This window comes from Burkholderia torrens, assembly GCF_984668525.1.
Genome location: NZ_OZ480211.1, coordinates 2,528,596 through 2,545,086 on the forward strand (window position 1 = coordinate 2,528,596; position 16,491 = coordinate 2,545,086).

A 16,491-nucleotide genomic window follows, 5' to 3' on the forward strand; every position below is an offset into this window, starting at 1 on the left:
CGCTTAGCCGTTGGTGCCCGAACCGGCTTCGCTCTGCGCCGTTTCCGGCTGCGGCTTTTCCGCTTCCATCTTCACGAGGCGCACGCGGTCGTTGCGGTGCACCTTGACCTGATCCGACACGCGCTGGCGCTTGCTGTCCTTGCCCTTGCGCTCGGTCAGCCCGATGGCGGCAATGATCGCGACCAGCAGCACGAGGCCGGCGATTTCAAACGCGAAGATGTAGTCGGTGTAGATGACCTTGCCGATCAGGCGCGTGTTCGACCAGTTGGCCATCTCGCCCGTCGCCATCGCGTGCACCGTGTGCGTGTCGCCGTAGCCGCGCCACAGGATCAGCGCGGTCTCGATCACGATGATCGCGCCAACCACGGTCGCCATCGGAACGAAGCGCTTGAAGTCGCGGCGCAGGTAGTCGATGTTGATGTCCAGCATCATCACGACGAACAGGAACAGCACCATCACGGCGCCCACGTAGACCAGCACCAGCAGGATCGCGAGGAACTCCGCTTCCAGCAGCATCCAGATCGCGGCGGCGTTGAAGAACGCCAGCACAAGGAAAAGCGCAGACGCCACCGGGTTGCGCGAAGTGATCACCTTCAGCCCTGATACCACCAGGAGCAGCGCGAAGATGTAGAACAGTACGGTCGTGAATTCCATGATTACCGGTTCATCGTTAGGCCATAGTCAGGCGCGGCTTGCGGGACGCTCTCGCGTGCCGCACCCGTCGCGGCGGCTCGGCCCTGGCTTCGGGCCGGCACTGCAAACACAATCAACGATACGGCGCGTCGGCAGCCTTCGCCGCGGCGATGTCCTTCTCGTAGCGATCGCCCACCGCGAGCAGCATTTCCTTCGTGAAATACAGGTCGCCGCGCTTTTCGCCGTGGTACTCGAGAATCTGCGTCTCGACGATCGAATCGACCGGGCAGCTCTCTTCGCAGAAACCGCAGAAGATGCACTTCGTCAGGTCGATGTCGTAGCGCGTCGTGCGGCGCGTGTTGTCCGCGCGCGTTTCCGATTCGATCGTGATCGCCAGCGCAGGGCACACGGCCTCGCACAGCTTGCACGCGATGCAGCGCTCTTCGCCGTTTTCGTAGCGGCGCAGTGCATGCAGCCCGCGGAAACGCGGCGAGATCGGGGTCTTTTCTTCCGGGAACTGCACGGTGACCTTGCGCTTGAACGTGTAACGACCGGTCAGCGCGAGCCCCTTCAGCAGCTCGGTCAGGAAGAAAGTCTTAAAGAAGTGTTGGATAGCCGTCATGATTTCGTCCTTACTTCACCCAGATGTTCAGCGGCGACATCATCCAGAAGCCAACCACGATCACCCAGATCACCGTGACGGGCAGGAACACCTTCCAGCCCAGGCGCATGATCTGGTCGTAACGGTAGCGCGGGAACGTCGCGCGGACCCAGATGAACACCGACAGCAGTGCGAAGACCTTCAGCACCAGCCAGAAGATGCCCGGGATGAACGACAGGAATTCGAACGGTGCGTCCCAGCCGCCGAGGAACAGCGTCGCGGCGAGCGCCGAGATCACGATCATGTTGATGTACTCGGCGAGGAAGAACAGCGCGAACGCCATGCCCGAGTAATCGATCATGTGACCCGCGACGATCTCCGACTCCCCTTCCACCACGTCGAACGGGTGGCGGTTCGTTTCGGCGATGCCCGAGATGAAGTACACGACGAACGCCGGCAGCAGCGGCAGCCAGTTCCACGACAGGAAGTTCACGCCGTGGCCCGCGAAGAAGCCGTGCTGTTGCGAACCGACGATTTCCGACAGGTTCAGGCTGCCGGCCGTCATCAGCACCAGCACCAGCGCGAAGCCCATCGAGATTTCGTACGACACCATCTGTGCCGCGGCGCGCATCGCGCCGAGGAACGCGTACTTCGAGTTCGATGCCCAGCCCGCGAGAATCACCGCGTACACGCCGATCGACGAGATCGCCATCGCGTACAGCAGGCCCGCGTTCACGTTCGCGAGGACCGCTTCGGCCTGGAACGGGATCACGGCCCACACGGCGAACGCCGGCACGACGGTCATGACCGGCGCGATCAGGTACAGCCAGCGGCTGGCGGCGCTCGGCTGAATGACTTCCTTCAGCAGCAGCTTCAGCACGTCGGCGATCGGCTGCAGCAGGCCGCCGGGGCCGACGCGGTTCGGGCCGAGACGCACGTGCATCCAGCCGATCAGCTTGCGTTCCCACAGAATCAGGTACGCGACGCACAGCAGGATGACGACGGAGACGACGAGGATGCGCACGACTGCCCACACCGTCGGCCACGCGAAGCCGAGAAGCTCGGCCCCGCCCGCGTTGATCGTATCGAACAAGCTCATTTACGCCTTCTCCACCACCAGTTCACCGGACAGGCTGCCGAGCGCTGCGCCGGCAGGCGTCGCCGCCGACACGCGAACGACCGTCTCCGCAAGATTCGCGTCGCGCACGGCCGGCAACTGCACCGCACGCTCGCCCTGGCGCACGCGCACGGCGTCGCCTTCCTTCAAGCCCAGCTTGTCGAACAGCGCGGCCGGCAGGGCTGCGGCATTCGCCGCCTTCGCGGCGGTCGTCAGGTGCAGCGCACCTGCACGGCGCACGAGCGCGTCGGCGTGATAGATCGGTACATCGGCCAGGCGCTCGAAACCGCCGTTCGCGGCGTTCGCCGCGGCGCGCACCGGCGCAACCGACGTCTGGTTCGACAGGCGGCCTGCGACACCGGCGTCGCCGAGCGCCGCGACACGCACTTCTTCCGCGGTCTCGTATTCGAAGTTCGGCAGGCCGAGCAGGCTGCCGAGCACGCGCAGGACCTTCCAGCCCGGACGCGTGTCGCCGAGCGGGCGCACGACGCCGTTGAAGCTCTGCACGGTGCCTTCCGCGTTGACGTACGTGCCGGCCGTTTCCGTGAACGGCGCAACCGGCAGCAGCACGTCGGCGTAGTCGAGGCCGTGCTTGAACGGCGACATCACGACGACCATTTCGGCCTGGTTCAGCGCGGCCAGTGCCTGCGCCGGATCGGCGGTGTCGAATTCCGGCTCGACGTTCAGCAGCACGTAGCCCTTGCGCGGCTGCGCGAATGCTTCACGTGCGTTGAGGCCGCCTTCGCCCGGCAGTGCGCCGACGACGTGCGCGCCGACCGTGTTCGCCGCTTCCGTCAGGAAGCCGAACGTGGCGCCGGTGTTGTCGGCGATCCACTTGGCGACGGCATGCAGCTTCGCGAATTCCGTGTGACGGACCGCGACGTTGCCGAGCAGCACCGCACGGCGTTCGCCGTTCGAGAGCGACTGCGCGACAGCCTGAGCGGCCGGCGATGCGCTGACGCCTGCCAGCGCGTCGGGCAGCGCGACGCCGCGCAGTTGCGCGACGGCCGCGGCGATGCCGGCCAGCTCGTCGAGCCATGCGGACGGTGCAGCGACGATGCGTTGCGCGGTCGGGATCAGTGCGTCGTCACCGGTCGCGTGCAGGAAGTGCAGCTTCGCACCGTTCTTCGCGGCCTGACGCAGGCGCGACGCGAACAGCGGGTGGTCGCGGCGCAGGAACGAACCGACGACGAACGCGGCATCCACGTTCGACAGGTCGGCGATCGGCATGCCGAGCCACGGTGCGCCCTGGACCGGCGCCGAGAAATCCTGCTGACGCAGACGGAAGTCGACGTTCGGCGTCTTCAGTTCGTTGGCGAGCTGCTTCACGAGGAACAGCTCTTCAGCGGTGCTGTGCGCGCTCGCGAGCATCGCCAGCGCGTTCGCGCCGTGATCCGCGGCGATGCCCTTCAGGCCCTTCGCGACGTATTCGAGCGCGGTCTGCCAGTCGGTTTCGATCCACTGGCCGCCCTGCTTCAGCATCGGCTTCGTCAGGCGCTCTTCGCTGTTGAGGCCTTCGTACGAGAAGCGGTCCTTGTCCGAGATCCAGCATTCGTTGATCGCTTCGTTCTCGAACGGCAGCACGCGCATCACGCGGTTGTTCTTCACCTGCACGACGAGGTTCGCGCCGACGGAATCGTGCGGGCTCACCGACTTGCGGCGCGACAGTTCCCACGTACGGGCGCTGTAGCGGAACGGCTTGCTGGTCAGCGCGCCGACCGGGCACAGGTCGATCATGTTGCCCGACATCTCGGAATCGACCGTCTTGCCGACGAACGTCGTGATTTCCGAGTGCTCGCCGCGGCCCAGCATGCCGAACTCCATCACGCCGGCGATTTCCTGACCGAAGCGGACGCAGCGCGTGCAGTGGATGCAGCGCGACATTTCTTCCATCGAGATCAGCGGGCCCACGTTCTTGTGGAACACCACGCGCTTTTCTTCCGAGTAGCGCGACGACGACTTGCCGTAGCCGACCGCCAGATCCTGCAGCTGGCATTCGCCGCCCTGATCGCAGATCGGGCAATCGAGCGGGTGATTGATGAGGAGGAATTCCATCACCGACTGCTGCGCCTTCACAGCCTTGTCGGACTGCGTGTGGACGATCATGCCGGCCGACACGGGGGTCGCGCAGGCAGGCACGGCCTTCGGCATCTTCTCGACTTCGACGAGACACATCCGGCAGTTGGCCGCAACCGACAGTTTCTTGTGATAGCAGAAGTGAGGAATGTACGTATCCGCCTTGTGCGCAGCCTGGATCACCATGCTGCCTTCGGGCACCTCGACCTTCTTGCCGTCTATTTCAAGTTCAACCATGATGGTGAATGGTCCTTAACCTATTTCCGCCCGTTCGCGCCTTCGCCCGACCGTGCGCTCAAATTCCGCAACCGGGTTCGCTTCAGGCTGCCGCCGCGTGCGCGTGGCCGCCGACCATGCAGTGCTTGTGCTCGACGTGGTACGCGAATTCGTCCCAGTAGTGCTTGAGCATCCCGCGCACCGGCATCGCCGCCGCATCGCCGAGTGCACAGATCGTGCGGCCCATGATGTTCTCGGCCACCGAGTTCAGCAGGTCCAGATCTTCCTGGCGCCCTTCGCCGTGCTCGATACGGTTCACGACGCGATACAGCCAGCCGGTGCCTTCACGGCACGGCGTGCACTGGCCGCACGATTCCTCGTAATAGAAATACGACAGGCGCAGCAGCGAGCGCACCATGCAACGCGTCTCGTCCATCACGATCACCGCGCCCGAGCCGAGCATCGAGCCGGCCTTCGCGATCGAATCGTAGTCGAGATCCGTCTGCATCATGATGTCGCCCGGGATCACCGGCGCCGACGAACCGCCCGGAATCACGGCCTTGATCTTCTTGCCGCCGCGCATCCCGCCGGCGAGCTCCATCAGCGTCGCGAACGGCGTGCCGAGCGGCACTTCGTAGTTGCCCGGACGCTCGACGTCGCCCGACACCGAGAAAATCTTCGTGCCGCCGTTGTTCGGCTTGCCGATCTCGAGGTAATTCTGCGGCCCGATGGACAGCAGGAACGGCACCGCCGCGAACGTCTCGGTGTTGTTGATCGTGGTCGGCTTGCCGTACACGCCGAAGCTTGCCGGGAACGGCGGCTTGAAGCGCGGCTGGCCCTTCTTGCCTTCGAGCGACTCGAGCAGCGCCGTTTCCTCGCCGCAGATGTACGCGCCGTAACCGTGGTGCGCGTGCAGCTGGAACGAGAATTCCGAGCCCATGATGTGGTCGCCGAGGAACCCGGCTGCGCGCGCTTCATCGAGCGCGGCTTCGAAGCGTCGATACACTTCGAAGATTTCGCCGTGGATGTAGTTGTAGCCGACGGTGATGCCCATCGCATACGCGCCGATGGCCATGCCTTCGATCAGCGCATGCGGGTTCCAGCGCAGGATGTCGCGATCCTTGAACGTGCCCGGTTCGCCTTCGTCCGAGTTGCAGACGAGGTACTTCTGCCCCGGGAACTGGCGCGGCATGAAGCTCCACTTCAGGCCGGTCGGGAAGCCCGCACCGCCGCGGCCGCGCAGGCCCGACGCCTTCACGTCGGCGATCACCTGCTCGGGCGGAATCTTTTCTTCGAGAATGCGGCGCAGCTGCTTGTAGCCGCCGCGCGCAACGTAATCTTCGAGATGCCAGTTCTCGCCGTTCAGACCAGCGAGGATCAGCGGTTTGATGTGACGGTCGTGGAGGGACGTCATTTCGAGAGCTCCTCAAGCAGCTGGTCGATCTTCTCGCGGCTCATGAAGCTGCACATTCTGTGATTGTTCACCAGCAGCACCGGCGCATCGCCGCACGAGCCCATGCATTCGCCTTCCTTCAGCGTGAACTTGCCGTCGGGCGTGGTCTCGCCGAAGCCGATTCCGAGCTTCTGTTTCAGGTAGTCGGCAGTCGCTTCCGCGCCGCCGTGCGGGCCAAGCTGGCACGGCAGGTTCGTACAGAGCGTGATCTTGTGCTTGCCGACCGGGTTGAGCTCGTACATCGTGTAGAACGTCGCGACTTCCTGCACGGCAACGGCCGGCATGCCGAGATAGTCCGCGACGAACTGCATCAGTTCGGGCGACAGCCAGCCGTGCTCTTCTTGAGCCACGGCCAACGCCGACATCACGGCGGACTGTTTCTGATCGGCGGGATACTTCGTCAACGCTCGATCGATTTCCTTCAGGCCTTCAGCTGAGATCATTTTCAGACACGACTCTTTCAATTCCTACCGAACGAACAACCTGCCGCACACTGGGGTGCATGGACGGCAGACCTGGCGCTCACTCTGTTGACAGCTTGCGAAGCCGCGCCGGTTCAGCGCGCATCGCGTGTGACTTACTGCTCGCCGCCCGCTCGCGCAGGCGGCGCAACCATTAGCGATCGATCTCGCCGAACACGATGTCCTGCGTACCGATGATCGTGACGGCGTCGGCGATCATGTGACCGCGCGCCATTTCGTCGAGCGACGCCAGGTGAGCGAAACCCGGTGCGCGAATCTTGAGGCGATACGGCTTGTTGGCACCGTCCGACACGAGGTAGATGCCGAATTCACCCTTCGGGTGCTCGACCGCCGCGTACGCTTCGCCTTCCGGCACATGGAAACCTTCGGTGAAGAGCTTGAAGTGGTGAATCAAGTCTTCCATGTTGGTCTTCATGCCGACGCGCGACGGCGGGGCAACCTTGTGATTGTCCGTCATCACCGGGCCCGGATTCTTGCGGAGCCACTCAATACACTGTTTCGCGATGCGGATCGACTGGCGCATTTCTTCGACGCGCACCAGATAGCGGTCGTAGCAATCGCCGTTCACGCCGACCGGCACGTCGAAATCCATGCGATCGTACACTTCGTACGGCTGCTTCTTGCGCAGATCCCATGCGATACCCGAGCCGCGCAGCATCGGGCCCGTCAGGCCCATCTGCAGCGCACGTTCCGGGCTGACCACGCCGATCCCGACCAGACGCTGCTTCCAGATCCGGTTGTCGGTGAGCAGCGTTTCGTATTCGTCGACGCACTTCGGGAAGCGCGTGAAGAAGTCGTCGATGAAGTCGAGCACCGAGCCGCTGCGCGCTTCGTTCATCTTCGCGAGCGCCTTCTCGTTGCGAATCTTCGACGCCTTGTATTGCGGCATTGCGTCAGGCAGGTCGCGGTAGACGCCGCCCGGGCGGTAGTACGCCGCGTGCATCCGGGCGCCCGACACAGCCTCGTACACGTCCATCAGGTCTTCGCGTTCGCGGAATGCGTACAGGAACACGGCCATCGCGCCGACGTCGAGTGCGTGCGCGCCGATCCACATCAGGTGGTTCAGCACGCGCGTGATCTCGTCGAACAGCACGCGGATGTACTGCGCGCGCTCCGGCACGTCGATGCCGAGCAGCTTCTCGATCGCGAGCACGTAGCCGTGCTCGTTGACCATCATCGACACGTAGTCGAGACGGTCCATGTACGGCACGGACTGGATGAAGGTCTTGGATTCCGCGAGCTTTTCCGTCGCGCGGTGCAGCAGGCCGATGTGCGGATCGGCACGCTGGATGACTTCGCCGTCGAGCTCGAGCACGAGGCGCAGCACACCGTGCGCTGCCGGGTGCTGCGGGCCGAAGTTGAGCGTGTAGTTCTTGATTTCTGCCATGACGCCCCCTTAATGTTTCAGACCGCCATAGCGATCCTCGCGGATCACGCGCGGCGTGATTTCGCGCGGCTCGATCGTCACCGGCTGGTACACGACCCGCTTCTCTTCCGGGTCGTAACGCATTTCGACGTAGCCCGACACCGGGAAGTCCTTGCGGAACGGGTGGCCGATGAAGCCGTAGTCGGTGAGGATGCGGCGCAGATCGGGGTGGCCTTCGAACACGATGCCGTACAGGTCGAACGCTTCACGCTCGTACCAGTTCGCGGAGGTCCAGATGTCGACCAGCGATGCCACGATCGGCAGGTCGTCGTCCGGCGCGAATGCGCGCAGGCGCAGGCGCCAGTTGTTCGTGACCGACAGCAGATGCGACACGGCTGCGAAACGCGGGCCGTCGTAGGCGCCGTCGCCGAAGGTCTGGTAGTCGACGCCGCAGAGATCGATCAGCTGCTCGAAACGGAGCTTCGGATCGTCGCGCAGCATCTTTGCGACTTCGAGGTAATCGCTCGCCTTCACGACGAGCGTCAGTTCACCGATCGCTTCGGTGAGGCTCACCACGCGCGCGCCGAGCGCGGCTTCGAGGTTTGCCTTGAGGGTCTCGATTTTGCTTGCCATATTGAGGGGACGCTCGGGGCTTTATTGACGGGCGATGGTATTGGTGCGACGGATTTTCGCCTGAAGCTGGATCACGCCATAGACCAGCGCCTCGGCCGTGGGCGGACAGCCCGGCACGTAGACGTCGACCGGCACGATCCGGTCGCAGCCGCGGACCACCGAATACGAGTAATGGTAGTAACCACCGCCGTTCGCGCACGATCCCATCGAGATCACCCAGCGCGGCTCGGCCATCTGGTCGTACACGCGACGCAGCGCCGGCGCCATCTTGTTGCACAGCGTGCCGGCGACGATCATCACGTCCGACTGACGCGGACTCGGACGGAACACGACGCCGAACCGGTCCAGGTCATAACGGGCCGCGCCCGCATGCATCATCTCGACGGCGCAACACGCGAGCCCGAACGTCATCGGCCACAGCGAGCCGGTACGCGTCCAGTTGATCAGCTTGTCAGCCGTCGTGGTGACAAACCCTTCCTTCAAGACCCCTTCGATACTCATTTGCTTTCCACTCCAGACGAGCGACCGAGCGTGGCCGCCCATGCAAACCGGCGATTAACCCATCACTCCCAGTCGAGGCCGCCTTTCTTCCAGATATAGGCAAAGCCCAGCAGGAATTCGAGCAGAAAAATCATCATTGCGATGAAACCCGGCCAGCCGATGTCCCGGAGCGCGACGCCCCACGGAAACAGGAATGCGGTTTCGAGATCGAAGATGATGAACAGGATGGCGACGAGGTAATACCGGACGTCGAATTTCATCCGGGCGTCTTCAAAGGCTTCGAAGCCGCACTCGTACGGTGCGTTCTTCTCGACGTCCGGCTTGTTGGGACCCAGGAGCTTGCCGATGCTGACCAGCGCTATACCTAAACCAGTGCCCACGAGGAGGAACAACAAGACGGGGTAATAGGCTGCGAGGTTCAAGGCAATCCTCTATCGGTTGGTTCTGAGCGTCCGGAGAATACCACTTCCGGCGGAAGGAATCATTTCGGAGTGCAGGCGATCGCAAGACAACCGCAAGCACACCCCAGAAATGAAAAATGCCAGCCACTAGAAGCGGCTGGCATTGAGTAACTTTGGTGCCGACGGCGAGACTCGAACTCGCACAGCTTTCGCCACTACCCCCTCAAGATAGCGTGTCTACCAATTTCACCACGTCGGCACTGCATGCAACTCGGGTTGTGCTGCTCGTTCCCGCGAATCGCTTCAAGAATTAAATTCTAACCCGAGTTCCGGATTTGTTCAACGCACAAACGCAAAAAATTTAACTTTTTATTTCGGGACATCCTGGCCCGGCGCGCTTGCAGCCGAACCCGCAACAGCGGCGGATGCCGCGACTGCCGGTGCCGATGCTGCAGGTGCCGATGCCGGTGCGGTCGCTGCCGCGCCGAGCACGCCGGCCGACGGCGTCGACTTGTACGAACCGAGGTACGTCAGCGCGAGCGTCGCGACGAAGAAGATCGTCGCGAGAATGCCCGTCGTGCGCGACAGGAAGTTCGCCGACCCCGTCGCACCGAACAGGCTGCCCGACGCACCGCTGCCGAACGCGGCGCCCATGTCGGCACCCTTGCCGTGCTGCAGCAGCACGAGACCAATCACACCGAGTGCAGACAGCACCTGCACCACAATAATCAGCGTCTTGAATAACAGCATCACACCCACCCGATTGGATCGGGCGACCGGACTGTCCGGCCGCCGTCATGGTTCAATTCGATCTCGGACCGCTTATCGCGCGGCCCGGCAGATCGCCAGGAAATCTTCCGCCTTCAGCGACGCGCCGCCGATCAGGCCGCCGTCGATGTCCGGCTGCGCGAACAGCTCTTCCGCGTTGTCCGGCTTCACGCTGCCGCCGTACAGCACGGATACGTCCGCCGCACCCTTAGCCGCGAGGCGCGCACGCAGGAACGCGTGCACGTCCTGTGCCTGCGCCGACGTCGCGCTCTTGCCCGTGCCGATCGCCCAGACCGGCTCGTACGCGACGACGATGCGCGCAGCCTCGTCGGCCGTCAGCACGGCAAGCACCGCGTCGAGCTGCGCACCGACGACCTGCTCGGTCGCACCCGACTCGCGTTCGGCGAGCGTCTCGCCGACGCACACGACCGGCGTGAGGCCGGCTGCGAGTGCGCGCTGCGTCTTCGCCGCGACCGTCTCGTTGCTTTCGCCGTGATACGCGCGACGCTCCGAGTGACCGACGATCGCATAGCGTGCGCCGAACTCCGCGACCATCGCAGCCGCCACTTCGCCGGTGAACGCGCCCTGTTCGTGCGCGGACACGTCCTGCGCGCCCCAGGCGACACGGCCGCCGTCGAGCTGCGCATGAACCTGCGCGAGATACGGGAACGGCACGCACACGCCGACCGACGTTTCGGCCGCCACCGCGCCCACACCCTGCACCACTTCGTTCAGCAACGCCTGGTTGCCGGCCAGCCGGCCGTGCATCTTCCAGTTGCCGATCACCCGCTTCGTTCTCTGTTTCGACATCGTGTCTGTCTCGTCACCGCTTGGTCGTTGCTTGGTCAATAACGCGCCGGAAACCGGCCGTCAGGTTTGATCTGGCGAAGCAAACCCGCGATTTTACTGCGCACGGCTTGAACCGGTCAAACCGCGCATGTCAAGCCCGGCCACACGGGCCGTCAGGCGTTCGTACCCCAATCGAGGACGATCTTGCCGGTGTGCTCGCTGCTTTCCATCAGCGCATGCGCGTGCGCGGCGTCCGCGGCCGGCAGCACGCGATAGATCACCGGCTTGATGCGGCCGTCGGCGATCAGCGGCCACACGCGCGCCTTCAGTTGCGCGGCGATGCGCGCCTTGAACTCGACCGGGCGCGGGCGCAGCGTCGAACCCGTGATGGTCAGCCGGCGGCGCAGGATCTCGCTCAGGTTGACGTCGGCCTTCGCGCCGCCGAGCAGCGCGATCAGCACGAGACGGCCGCCGTCCGCGAGCGCGGACAGCTCGCGCGGCACGTACGAGCCCGCCACCATGTCGAGGATCACGTCGACGCCGCGATCGTGCGTCAACGACTTCACGACCTCGACGAAGTCTTCGGTCTTGTAGTTGATCGCACGTTCGGCGCCGAGCGCCTCGCACGCGCGGCACTTGTCGGCGGTGCCGGCCGTCGCGAACACGCGAAAGCCGAGCGCATGCGCGATCTGGATGGCCGTCACGCCGATGCCGCTCGAGCCGCCCTGAACCAGCAGCGTCTCCTGCTCGCCGCCCTCGCCCGCGCCGAGCCCCGCACGGTCGAACACGTTGCTCCACACGGTGAAGAACGTTTCGGGCAGCGACGCGGCCTCGATATCGGTGAGCCCGTCGGGCACGGGCAGGCATTGCGGCAGCGGTGCGACCGCGTATTCGGCGTAACCGCCGCCCGCGAGCAGCGCGCACACGCGATCGCCCAGCTTCAGGCCGAACGGGTTCAGCGCGGCATCGGACAGGTCGCCGCCGACGATTTCGCCTGCCACCTCGAGCCCCGGCAGATCCGACGCACCCGGCGGCGGCGCATAGGCGCCCTTGCGCTGGAACACGTCGGGCCGGTTCACACCGGAAGCCGCCACCTTGATCAGCACCTCGCCGCGCTTCGGTTCGGGGCGCGGACGCTCCGCAAGCTTCAGCACGTCAGGGGCGCCGAATTCGGTGATTTCGATGGCTTTCATGGTGAGGGAGGCTCCAGGAACGGAATCGGATGGCACGCCCGCGCGCAGGGCACGAGCGCCTCGCCGGCGCTGCTGCGCCGCACAACGATGCTACAGAAAAAACGGCCGGCGCGCTTTCGCACTGCCGGCCGTTGGTCCGCCCGTCCGCTTACTGCTGCGGCGGCGTGTCCGACTGCGCTGCCGCGGCTGCTTCGTTCAGCAGCGCCTTGGCCGACAGGCGCACACGGCCCTTCTCGTCCGTCTGAATGACCTTGACCTTGACCTGCTGACCTTCCTTCAGGTAGTCGTTGATGTCCTTCACGCGCTCGTTGACGATTTCCGAGATGTGCAGCAGGCCGTCCTTGCCCGGCAGCAGGTTCACGATCGCACCGAAATCGAGCAGCTTGAGCACCGTGCCTTCGTACACCTGGCCGACTTCGATCTCGGCCGTGATTTGCTCGATGCGCTTCTTCGCTTCGGCCATGCCGTCGCTGTTCGTGCTCGCGATCGTCACGACGCCGTCATCGGAGATGTCGATTGTCGTGCCCGTTTCTTCCGTCAGCGCGCGGATCACCGAACCGCCCTTGCCGATCACGTCGCGGATCTTTTCCGGGTTGATCTTGATCGTGATCATGCGCGGCGCGAATTCCGACAGTTGCGTGTTCGCACCCGAGACTGCCGACGTCATCTTGCCGAGGATGTGCATGCGGCCTTCCTTCGCCTGCGCGAGCGCGACCTGCATGATTTCCTTCGTGATGCCCTGGATCTTGATGTCCATCTGCAGTGCCGTCACGCCTTGCTCCGTGCCGGCCACCTTGAAGTCCATGTCGCCGAGGTGATCTTCGTCGCCGAGGATGTCGGTCAGCACCGCGAACTTGTTGCCTTCGAGGATCAGGCCCATCGCGATACCCGCGACGTGCGCCTTCATCGGCACGCCGGCGTCCATCAGCGCGAGGCAGCCGCCGCATACCGATGCCATCGACGACGAGCCGTTCGATTCGGTGATTTCCGACACGACGCGGATCGAGTAGCCGAATTCGTCGGCGCTCGGCAGGCACTTGACCAGCGCGCGCTTCGCGAGGCGGCCGTGGCCGATTTCGCGGCGCTTCGGCGAGCCGACGCGGCCCGTTTCACCGGTCGCGAACGGGGGCATGTTGTAGTGGAGCATGAAGCGCTCGCGGTATTCGCCTTCGAGCGCGTCGATGATCTGCTCGTCACCCTTCGTGCCGAGCGTCGCGACGACCAGCGCCTGCGTCTCGCCGCGCGTGAACAGCGCCGAGCCGTGGGTACGCGGCAGCACACCGGTGCGGATTTCGATCGGGCGCACGGTGCGCGTGTCGCGGCCGTCGATACGCGGCTCGCCGTTCAGGATCTGCGAACGGACGATCTTTGCCTCGATGTCGAACAGCACGTTGCCGACGGTAGCCTTGTCGGCCGCGACCGTACCGGCCGCCAGCGCCTCTTCCTCGAGCTTCGCCGAGGTCGCCGAGTAGACTTCCTTCAGCTTCGCCGAACGCGCTTGCTTGTCGCGGAGCTGATAAGCAGCGAGCAGGTCGTTTTGTGCCAGCTCGGTCACGCGCGCGATCAGCGCTTCGTTCTTCGGCGCCGGCTGCCAGTCCCACTCGGGCTTGCCGCCTTCGCGGACCAGTTCGTGGATCGCGTCGATCGCGACCTGCATTTGCTCGTGGCCGAACACCACGGCGCCCAGCATCACTTCTTCCGACAGCTGGTCGGCTTCCGACTCGACCATCAGCACGGCGCGTTCCGTACCTGCGACGACGAGGTCGAGGCTCGACGCCTTGATCTGGTCACGCGTCGGGTTCAGCACATATGCGTTGTCGATGTAAGCCACGCGTGCGGCACCGACCGGGCCGTTGAACGGCAGGCCCGACACGGCGAGCGCAGCCGATGCGCCGATCAGCGCGGGAATGTCCGCCGGGATTTCCGGGTTCACGGACAGCACGTGGATCACGACCTGGACTTCGTTGTAGAAGCCTTCCGGGAACAGCGGGCGCAGCGGACGGTCGATCAGGCGCGACGTCAGCGTCTCGTGCTCCGATGGACGGCCTTCGCGGCGGAAGAAGCCGCCCGGGATCTTGCCGGCCGAGTAGGTCTTCTCGAGGTAATCGACGGTCAGCGGGAAGAAGTCCTGACCCGGCTTCGCCGACTTCGCGCCGACGACGGTTGCCAGCACGACGGTGTCTTCAACGTCGACGATCACCGCACCGCTCGCCTGGCGAGCGACTTCACCGGTTTCGAGGCGCACCTTGTGCTGGCCCCACTGGAATTCCTTCACGACCTTGTTGAACATGGACATGGTTGCTCCTTTGTATTCATGCATTTCATTCGCCGCGCCGGCCATCCGGCACGGCGGCGTCCCGGCCGAATCACCCGGAGCAAGGTGTGTTTTTTATGCCATTCCAGCGCGGCGCTCGCGCAGCGACGCGCTGGAATGACACAAATCCTGCCCCGGTATCGGCCGTTGCGGCTGCCCCGGACGAACGGGCCGGACAGCCTGCGATGCGCGTGACGCTACGCACCGCGCAAAAACAAAATGCCTGTATCAGCGGACTGACACAGGCATCTTGCTGGCGGCAATCGCCTCGATTACTTACGCAGACCCAGCTTCTCGATCAGTGCGCGGTAACGGTCGGCATCCTTGCCCTTGAGGTAGTCGAGCAGCTTGCGGCGGCGGCTCACCATGCGCAGCAGGCCGCGGCGGCTGTGGTGATCCTTCGCATGGGTCTTGAAGTGACCCGTCAGTTCGACGATACGTGCGGTCAGCAGTGCGACCTGGACTTCGGGCGACCCCGTGTCGTTGGTACCGCGGGCGAACTGAGCAACGACTTCCGACTTCTTGATATCTGCAACAGACATGTGATTTCCTTTCTAACTGAACAGGCGGACACGGAAGAATGGCCGTGCCGTGACTTACAACCGGCGGGCATTGTAGCACAACTCCTCGCCGTTCTTACCGCCTCCTGTCACGGACGCGTCATCGAGCATGCGGACGGCATCTCCGTGCGCTGCGCCGGCACCGCCAGCACCGTCCGGAAGCCATAGCCCGACCCCTCGTTGTCGAAGCGCACGCCCGGCGTGCCGGCCTTGTCCATCTCCATCACATAAAGGGGCTGGATCAACTGGTGATCCTGCGCGCGCATCCGCGACGCATGGAAACCGTCGTCGAACGACAAACCCTCGAGCGCCCGCGCGACCGCGACGGGGTCGGCCGACCCCGCGCGGTTCATCGCGGCGGCCAGCATCTCGATCATCAGGCTCATCCTCCGCACCGGATAGTCGTCCTGCGTGGCCGGGAAACGGGTCCGGAACGCGCGGTAGAACGCGTCCGATTTCGCGCCGCCCGCGTTCGGGTGCCAGTCGGCCACGGCCACGACGCGCCCGACGCCGGCGTCGCCCAGCGCGGCCGGCGCGCCGAGGCTGTTGCCGTAGAACGTGTAGAACTTCGCGTTCAGCCCCTGCTCGCGCGCCGCCTTCACGAGCAGCGTGAGATCGTTGCCCCAGTTGCCGGTCACGACGGCGTCGGCTCCGCTCGCGCGGATCTTCGCGATATACGGCGCGAAATCCTTGATCCGGCCGATCGGGTGGAATTCGTCGCCGGCGATCGTCACGTCCGGGCGCCGCGCGGCCAGCGCCTGCCGCGCGAGCGCGCTGACGTCGTGGCCGAAGCTGTAGTCCTGGTTCAGCAGATAGACCTTGCGCAGTGCGCGGTCGCGCGCCATCACGTCCGCGAGCGCGGCCATCCGCATGCCCGCGTGCGCATCGAAGCGGAAATGCCAGAAGCTGCAGCGCGCACCGGTCAGCGCGGGATCGTCGGCCGAATAGTTCAGGAACAGCATCCGGCTGTCCGGGTCGCGCGCGTTCAGCTTGTCGAGCGCCGCGACGAGCGCAGCCGCGACGGCCGAGCTGTTGCCCTGCGCAACGAAGCCGATATGGCGGTCCGCAGCCGCGCGCAGCTGCACGAGCGCCTCCTCCGGGCTGCCCTTGCTGTCGAGCACGACGAGTTCGAGCGGGTGGGTGCCGTCGCGCAGCTTCACGCCGCCCGCCGCGTTGACCTGCTCGACGCCGAAGCGCAGGTTGCGCTCGACCGCCGCGCCCGCGTTCGCGAACGGGCCCGACATCCCTTCGATCAGCGCGATCCGCACGGGCTCGCCACCGGCAAACGCGCACGACACGAGCATCCATCCTGCGCTCCACGCGAGCGCGCACCGCTTCCAACCCTGCATCGGCCACCTGCCCTTCAATCTGCCCGAGAAGCGCGGATC

General features: G+C 64.7%; 16 protein-coding genes and 1 tRNA gene. All 17 read right to left on the minus strand.

The features are described from left to right. Positions 1-3 precede the first annotated feature (3 nt). Positions 4-654 carry an NADH-quinone oxidoreductase subunit J gene (locus AC5LXX_RS11670; protein ID WP_124453081.1) on the minus strand — a complete coding sequence of 217 codons (651 nt, stop codon included), beginning with the start codon at positions 652-654 and terminating at the stop codon, positions 4-6. Positions 655-766: 112 nt separating this feature from the next. Beyond that, a complete protein-coding gene (gene nuoI, locus AC5LXX_RS11675) occupies positions 767-1,255 on the minus strand; it encodes an NADH-quinone oxidoreductase subunit NuoI (RefSeq protein ID WP_124453079.1) in 489 nt (162 codons plus the stop codon). Between the two features lie 10 nt (positions 1,256-1,265). Next, entirely contained in the window at positions 1,266-2,333 is a 1,068-nt protein-coding gene (nuoH, locus tag AC5LXX_RS11680) for an NADH-quinone oxidoreductase subunit NuoH (RefSeq protein WP_059233605.1), read from the minus strand. After that, the gene (gene nuoG / locus AC5LXX_RS11685; protein WP_493409566.1) at positions 2,334-4,664 is read right to left on the minus strand and encodes an NADH-quinone oxidoreductase subunit NuoG; all 2,331 of its coding nucleotides are present in this window, start codon (positions 4,662-4,664) and stop codon (positions 2,334-2,336) included. A gap of 82 nt (positions 4,665-4,746) precedes the next feature. Continuing rightward, positions 4,747-6,057 carry an NADH-quinone oxidoreductase subunit NuoF gene (nuoF, locus tag AC5LXX_RS11690; RefSeq protein WP_034184889.1) on the minus strand — a complete coding sequence of 437 codons (1,311 nt, stop codon included), beginning with the start codon at positions 6,055-6,057 and terminating at the stop codon, positions 4,747-4,749. After that, positions 6,054-6,539 carry an NADH-quinone oxidoreductase subunit NuoE gene (nuoE, locus tag AC5LXX_RS11695; protein ID WP_006756903.1) on the minus strand — a complete coding sequence of 162 codons (486 nt, stop codon included), beginning with the start codon at positions 6,537-6,539 and terminating at the stop codon, positions 6,054-6,056. The genes nuoF and nuoE overlap by 4 nt, the downstream gene beginning before the upstream one ends. Before the next feature lie 172 nt (positions 6,540-6,711). Next, the gene (locus AC5LXX_RS11700; RefSeq protein ID WP_034184888.1) at positions 6,712-7,965 is read right to left on the minus strand and encodes an NADH-quinone oxidoreductase subunit D; all 1,254 of its coding nucleotides are present in this window, start codon (positions 7,963-7,965) and stop codon (positions 6,712-6,714) included. 9 nt (positions 7,966-7,974) lie between these two features. After that, positions 7,975-8,577, minus strand: coding sequence for an NADH-quinone oxidoreductase subunit C (locus AC5LXX_RS11705; protein WP_043188849.1), 603 nt, complete (start codon positions 8,575-8,577; stop codon positions 7,975-7,977). Positions 8,578-8,598: 21 nt separating this feature from the next. Continuing rightward, a complete protein-coding gene (locus AC5LXX_RS11710) occupies positions 8,599-9,078 on the minus strand; it encodes a NuoB/complex I 20 kDa subunit family protein (protein ID WP_006398799.1) in 480 nt (159 codons plus the stop codon). Positions 9,079-9,140: 62 nt separating this feature from the next. After that, positions 9,141-9,500, minus strand: coding sequence for an NADH-quinone oxidoreductase subunit A (locus AC5LXX_RS11715; protein ID WP_006398798.1), 360 nt, complete (start codon positions 9,498-9,500; stop codon positions 9,141-9,143). Positions 9,501-9,653: 153 nt separating this feature from the next. Then, positions 9,654-9,738: transfer RNA gene (locus tag AC5LXX_RS11720), tRNA-Leu, on the minus strand. A 110-nt stretch (positions 9,739-9,848) separates the two neighbouring features. Continuing rightward, positions 9,849-10,229, minus strand: a complete 381-nt coding sequence (gene secG / locus AC5LXX_RS11725; RefSeq protein ID WP_282505630.1) for a preprotein translocase subunit SecG — start codon at positions 10,227-10,229, stop codon at positions 9,849-9,851. A 72-nt stretch (positions 10,230-10,301) separates the two neighbouring features. Next, complete coding sequence (gene tpiA, locus AC5LXX_RS11730; RefSeq protein ID WP_493401207.1) at positions 10,302-11,057, minus strand: triose-phosphate isomerase; 756 nt, start codon at positions 11,055-11,057, stop codon at positions 10,302-10,304. Positions 11,058-11,209: 152 nt separating this feature from the next. Continuing rightward, positions 11,210-12,229: an NAD(P)H-quinone oxidoreductase gene (locus AC5LXX_RS11735; RefSeq protein WP_493409567.1), complete on the minus strand. Its 1,020-nt coding sequence runs from the start codon at positions 12,227-12,229 to the stop codon at positions 11,210-11,212. A 148-nt stretch (positions 12,230-12,377) separates the two neighbouring features. Continuing rightward, positions 12,378-14,525 carry a polyribonucleotide nucleotidyltransferase gene (gene pnp / locus AC5LXX_RS11740; protein WP_493409568.1) on the minus strand — a complete coding sequence of 716 codons (2,148 nt, stop codon included), beginning with the start codon at positions 14,523-14,525 and terminating at the stop codon, positions 12,378-12,380. Between the two features lie 290 nt (positions 14,526-14,815). Beyond that, positions 14,816-15,085: a 30S ribosomal protein S15 gene (gene rpsO / locus AC5LXX_RS11745; protein WP_006398792.1), complete on the minus strand. Its 270-nt coding sequence runs from the start codon at positions 15,083-15,085 to the stop codon at positions 14,816-14,818. A gap of 107 nt (positions 15,086-15,192) precedes the next feature. Further along, on the minus strand, positions 15,193-16,452 hold the full coding sequence (locus AC5LXX_RS11750; protein ID WP_493409569.1) for a branched-chain amino acid ABC transporter substrate-binding protein: 1,260 nt from the start codon (positions 16,450-16,452) through the stop codon (positions 15,193-15,195). Between the last annotated feature and the right edge of the window lie 39 nt (positions 16,453-16,491).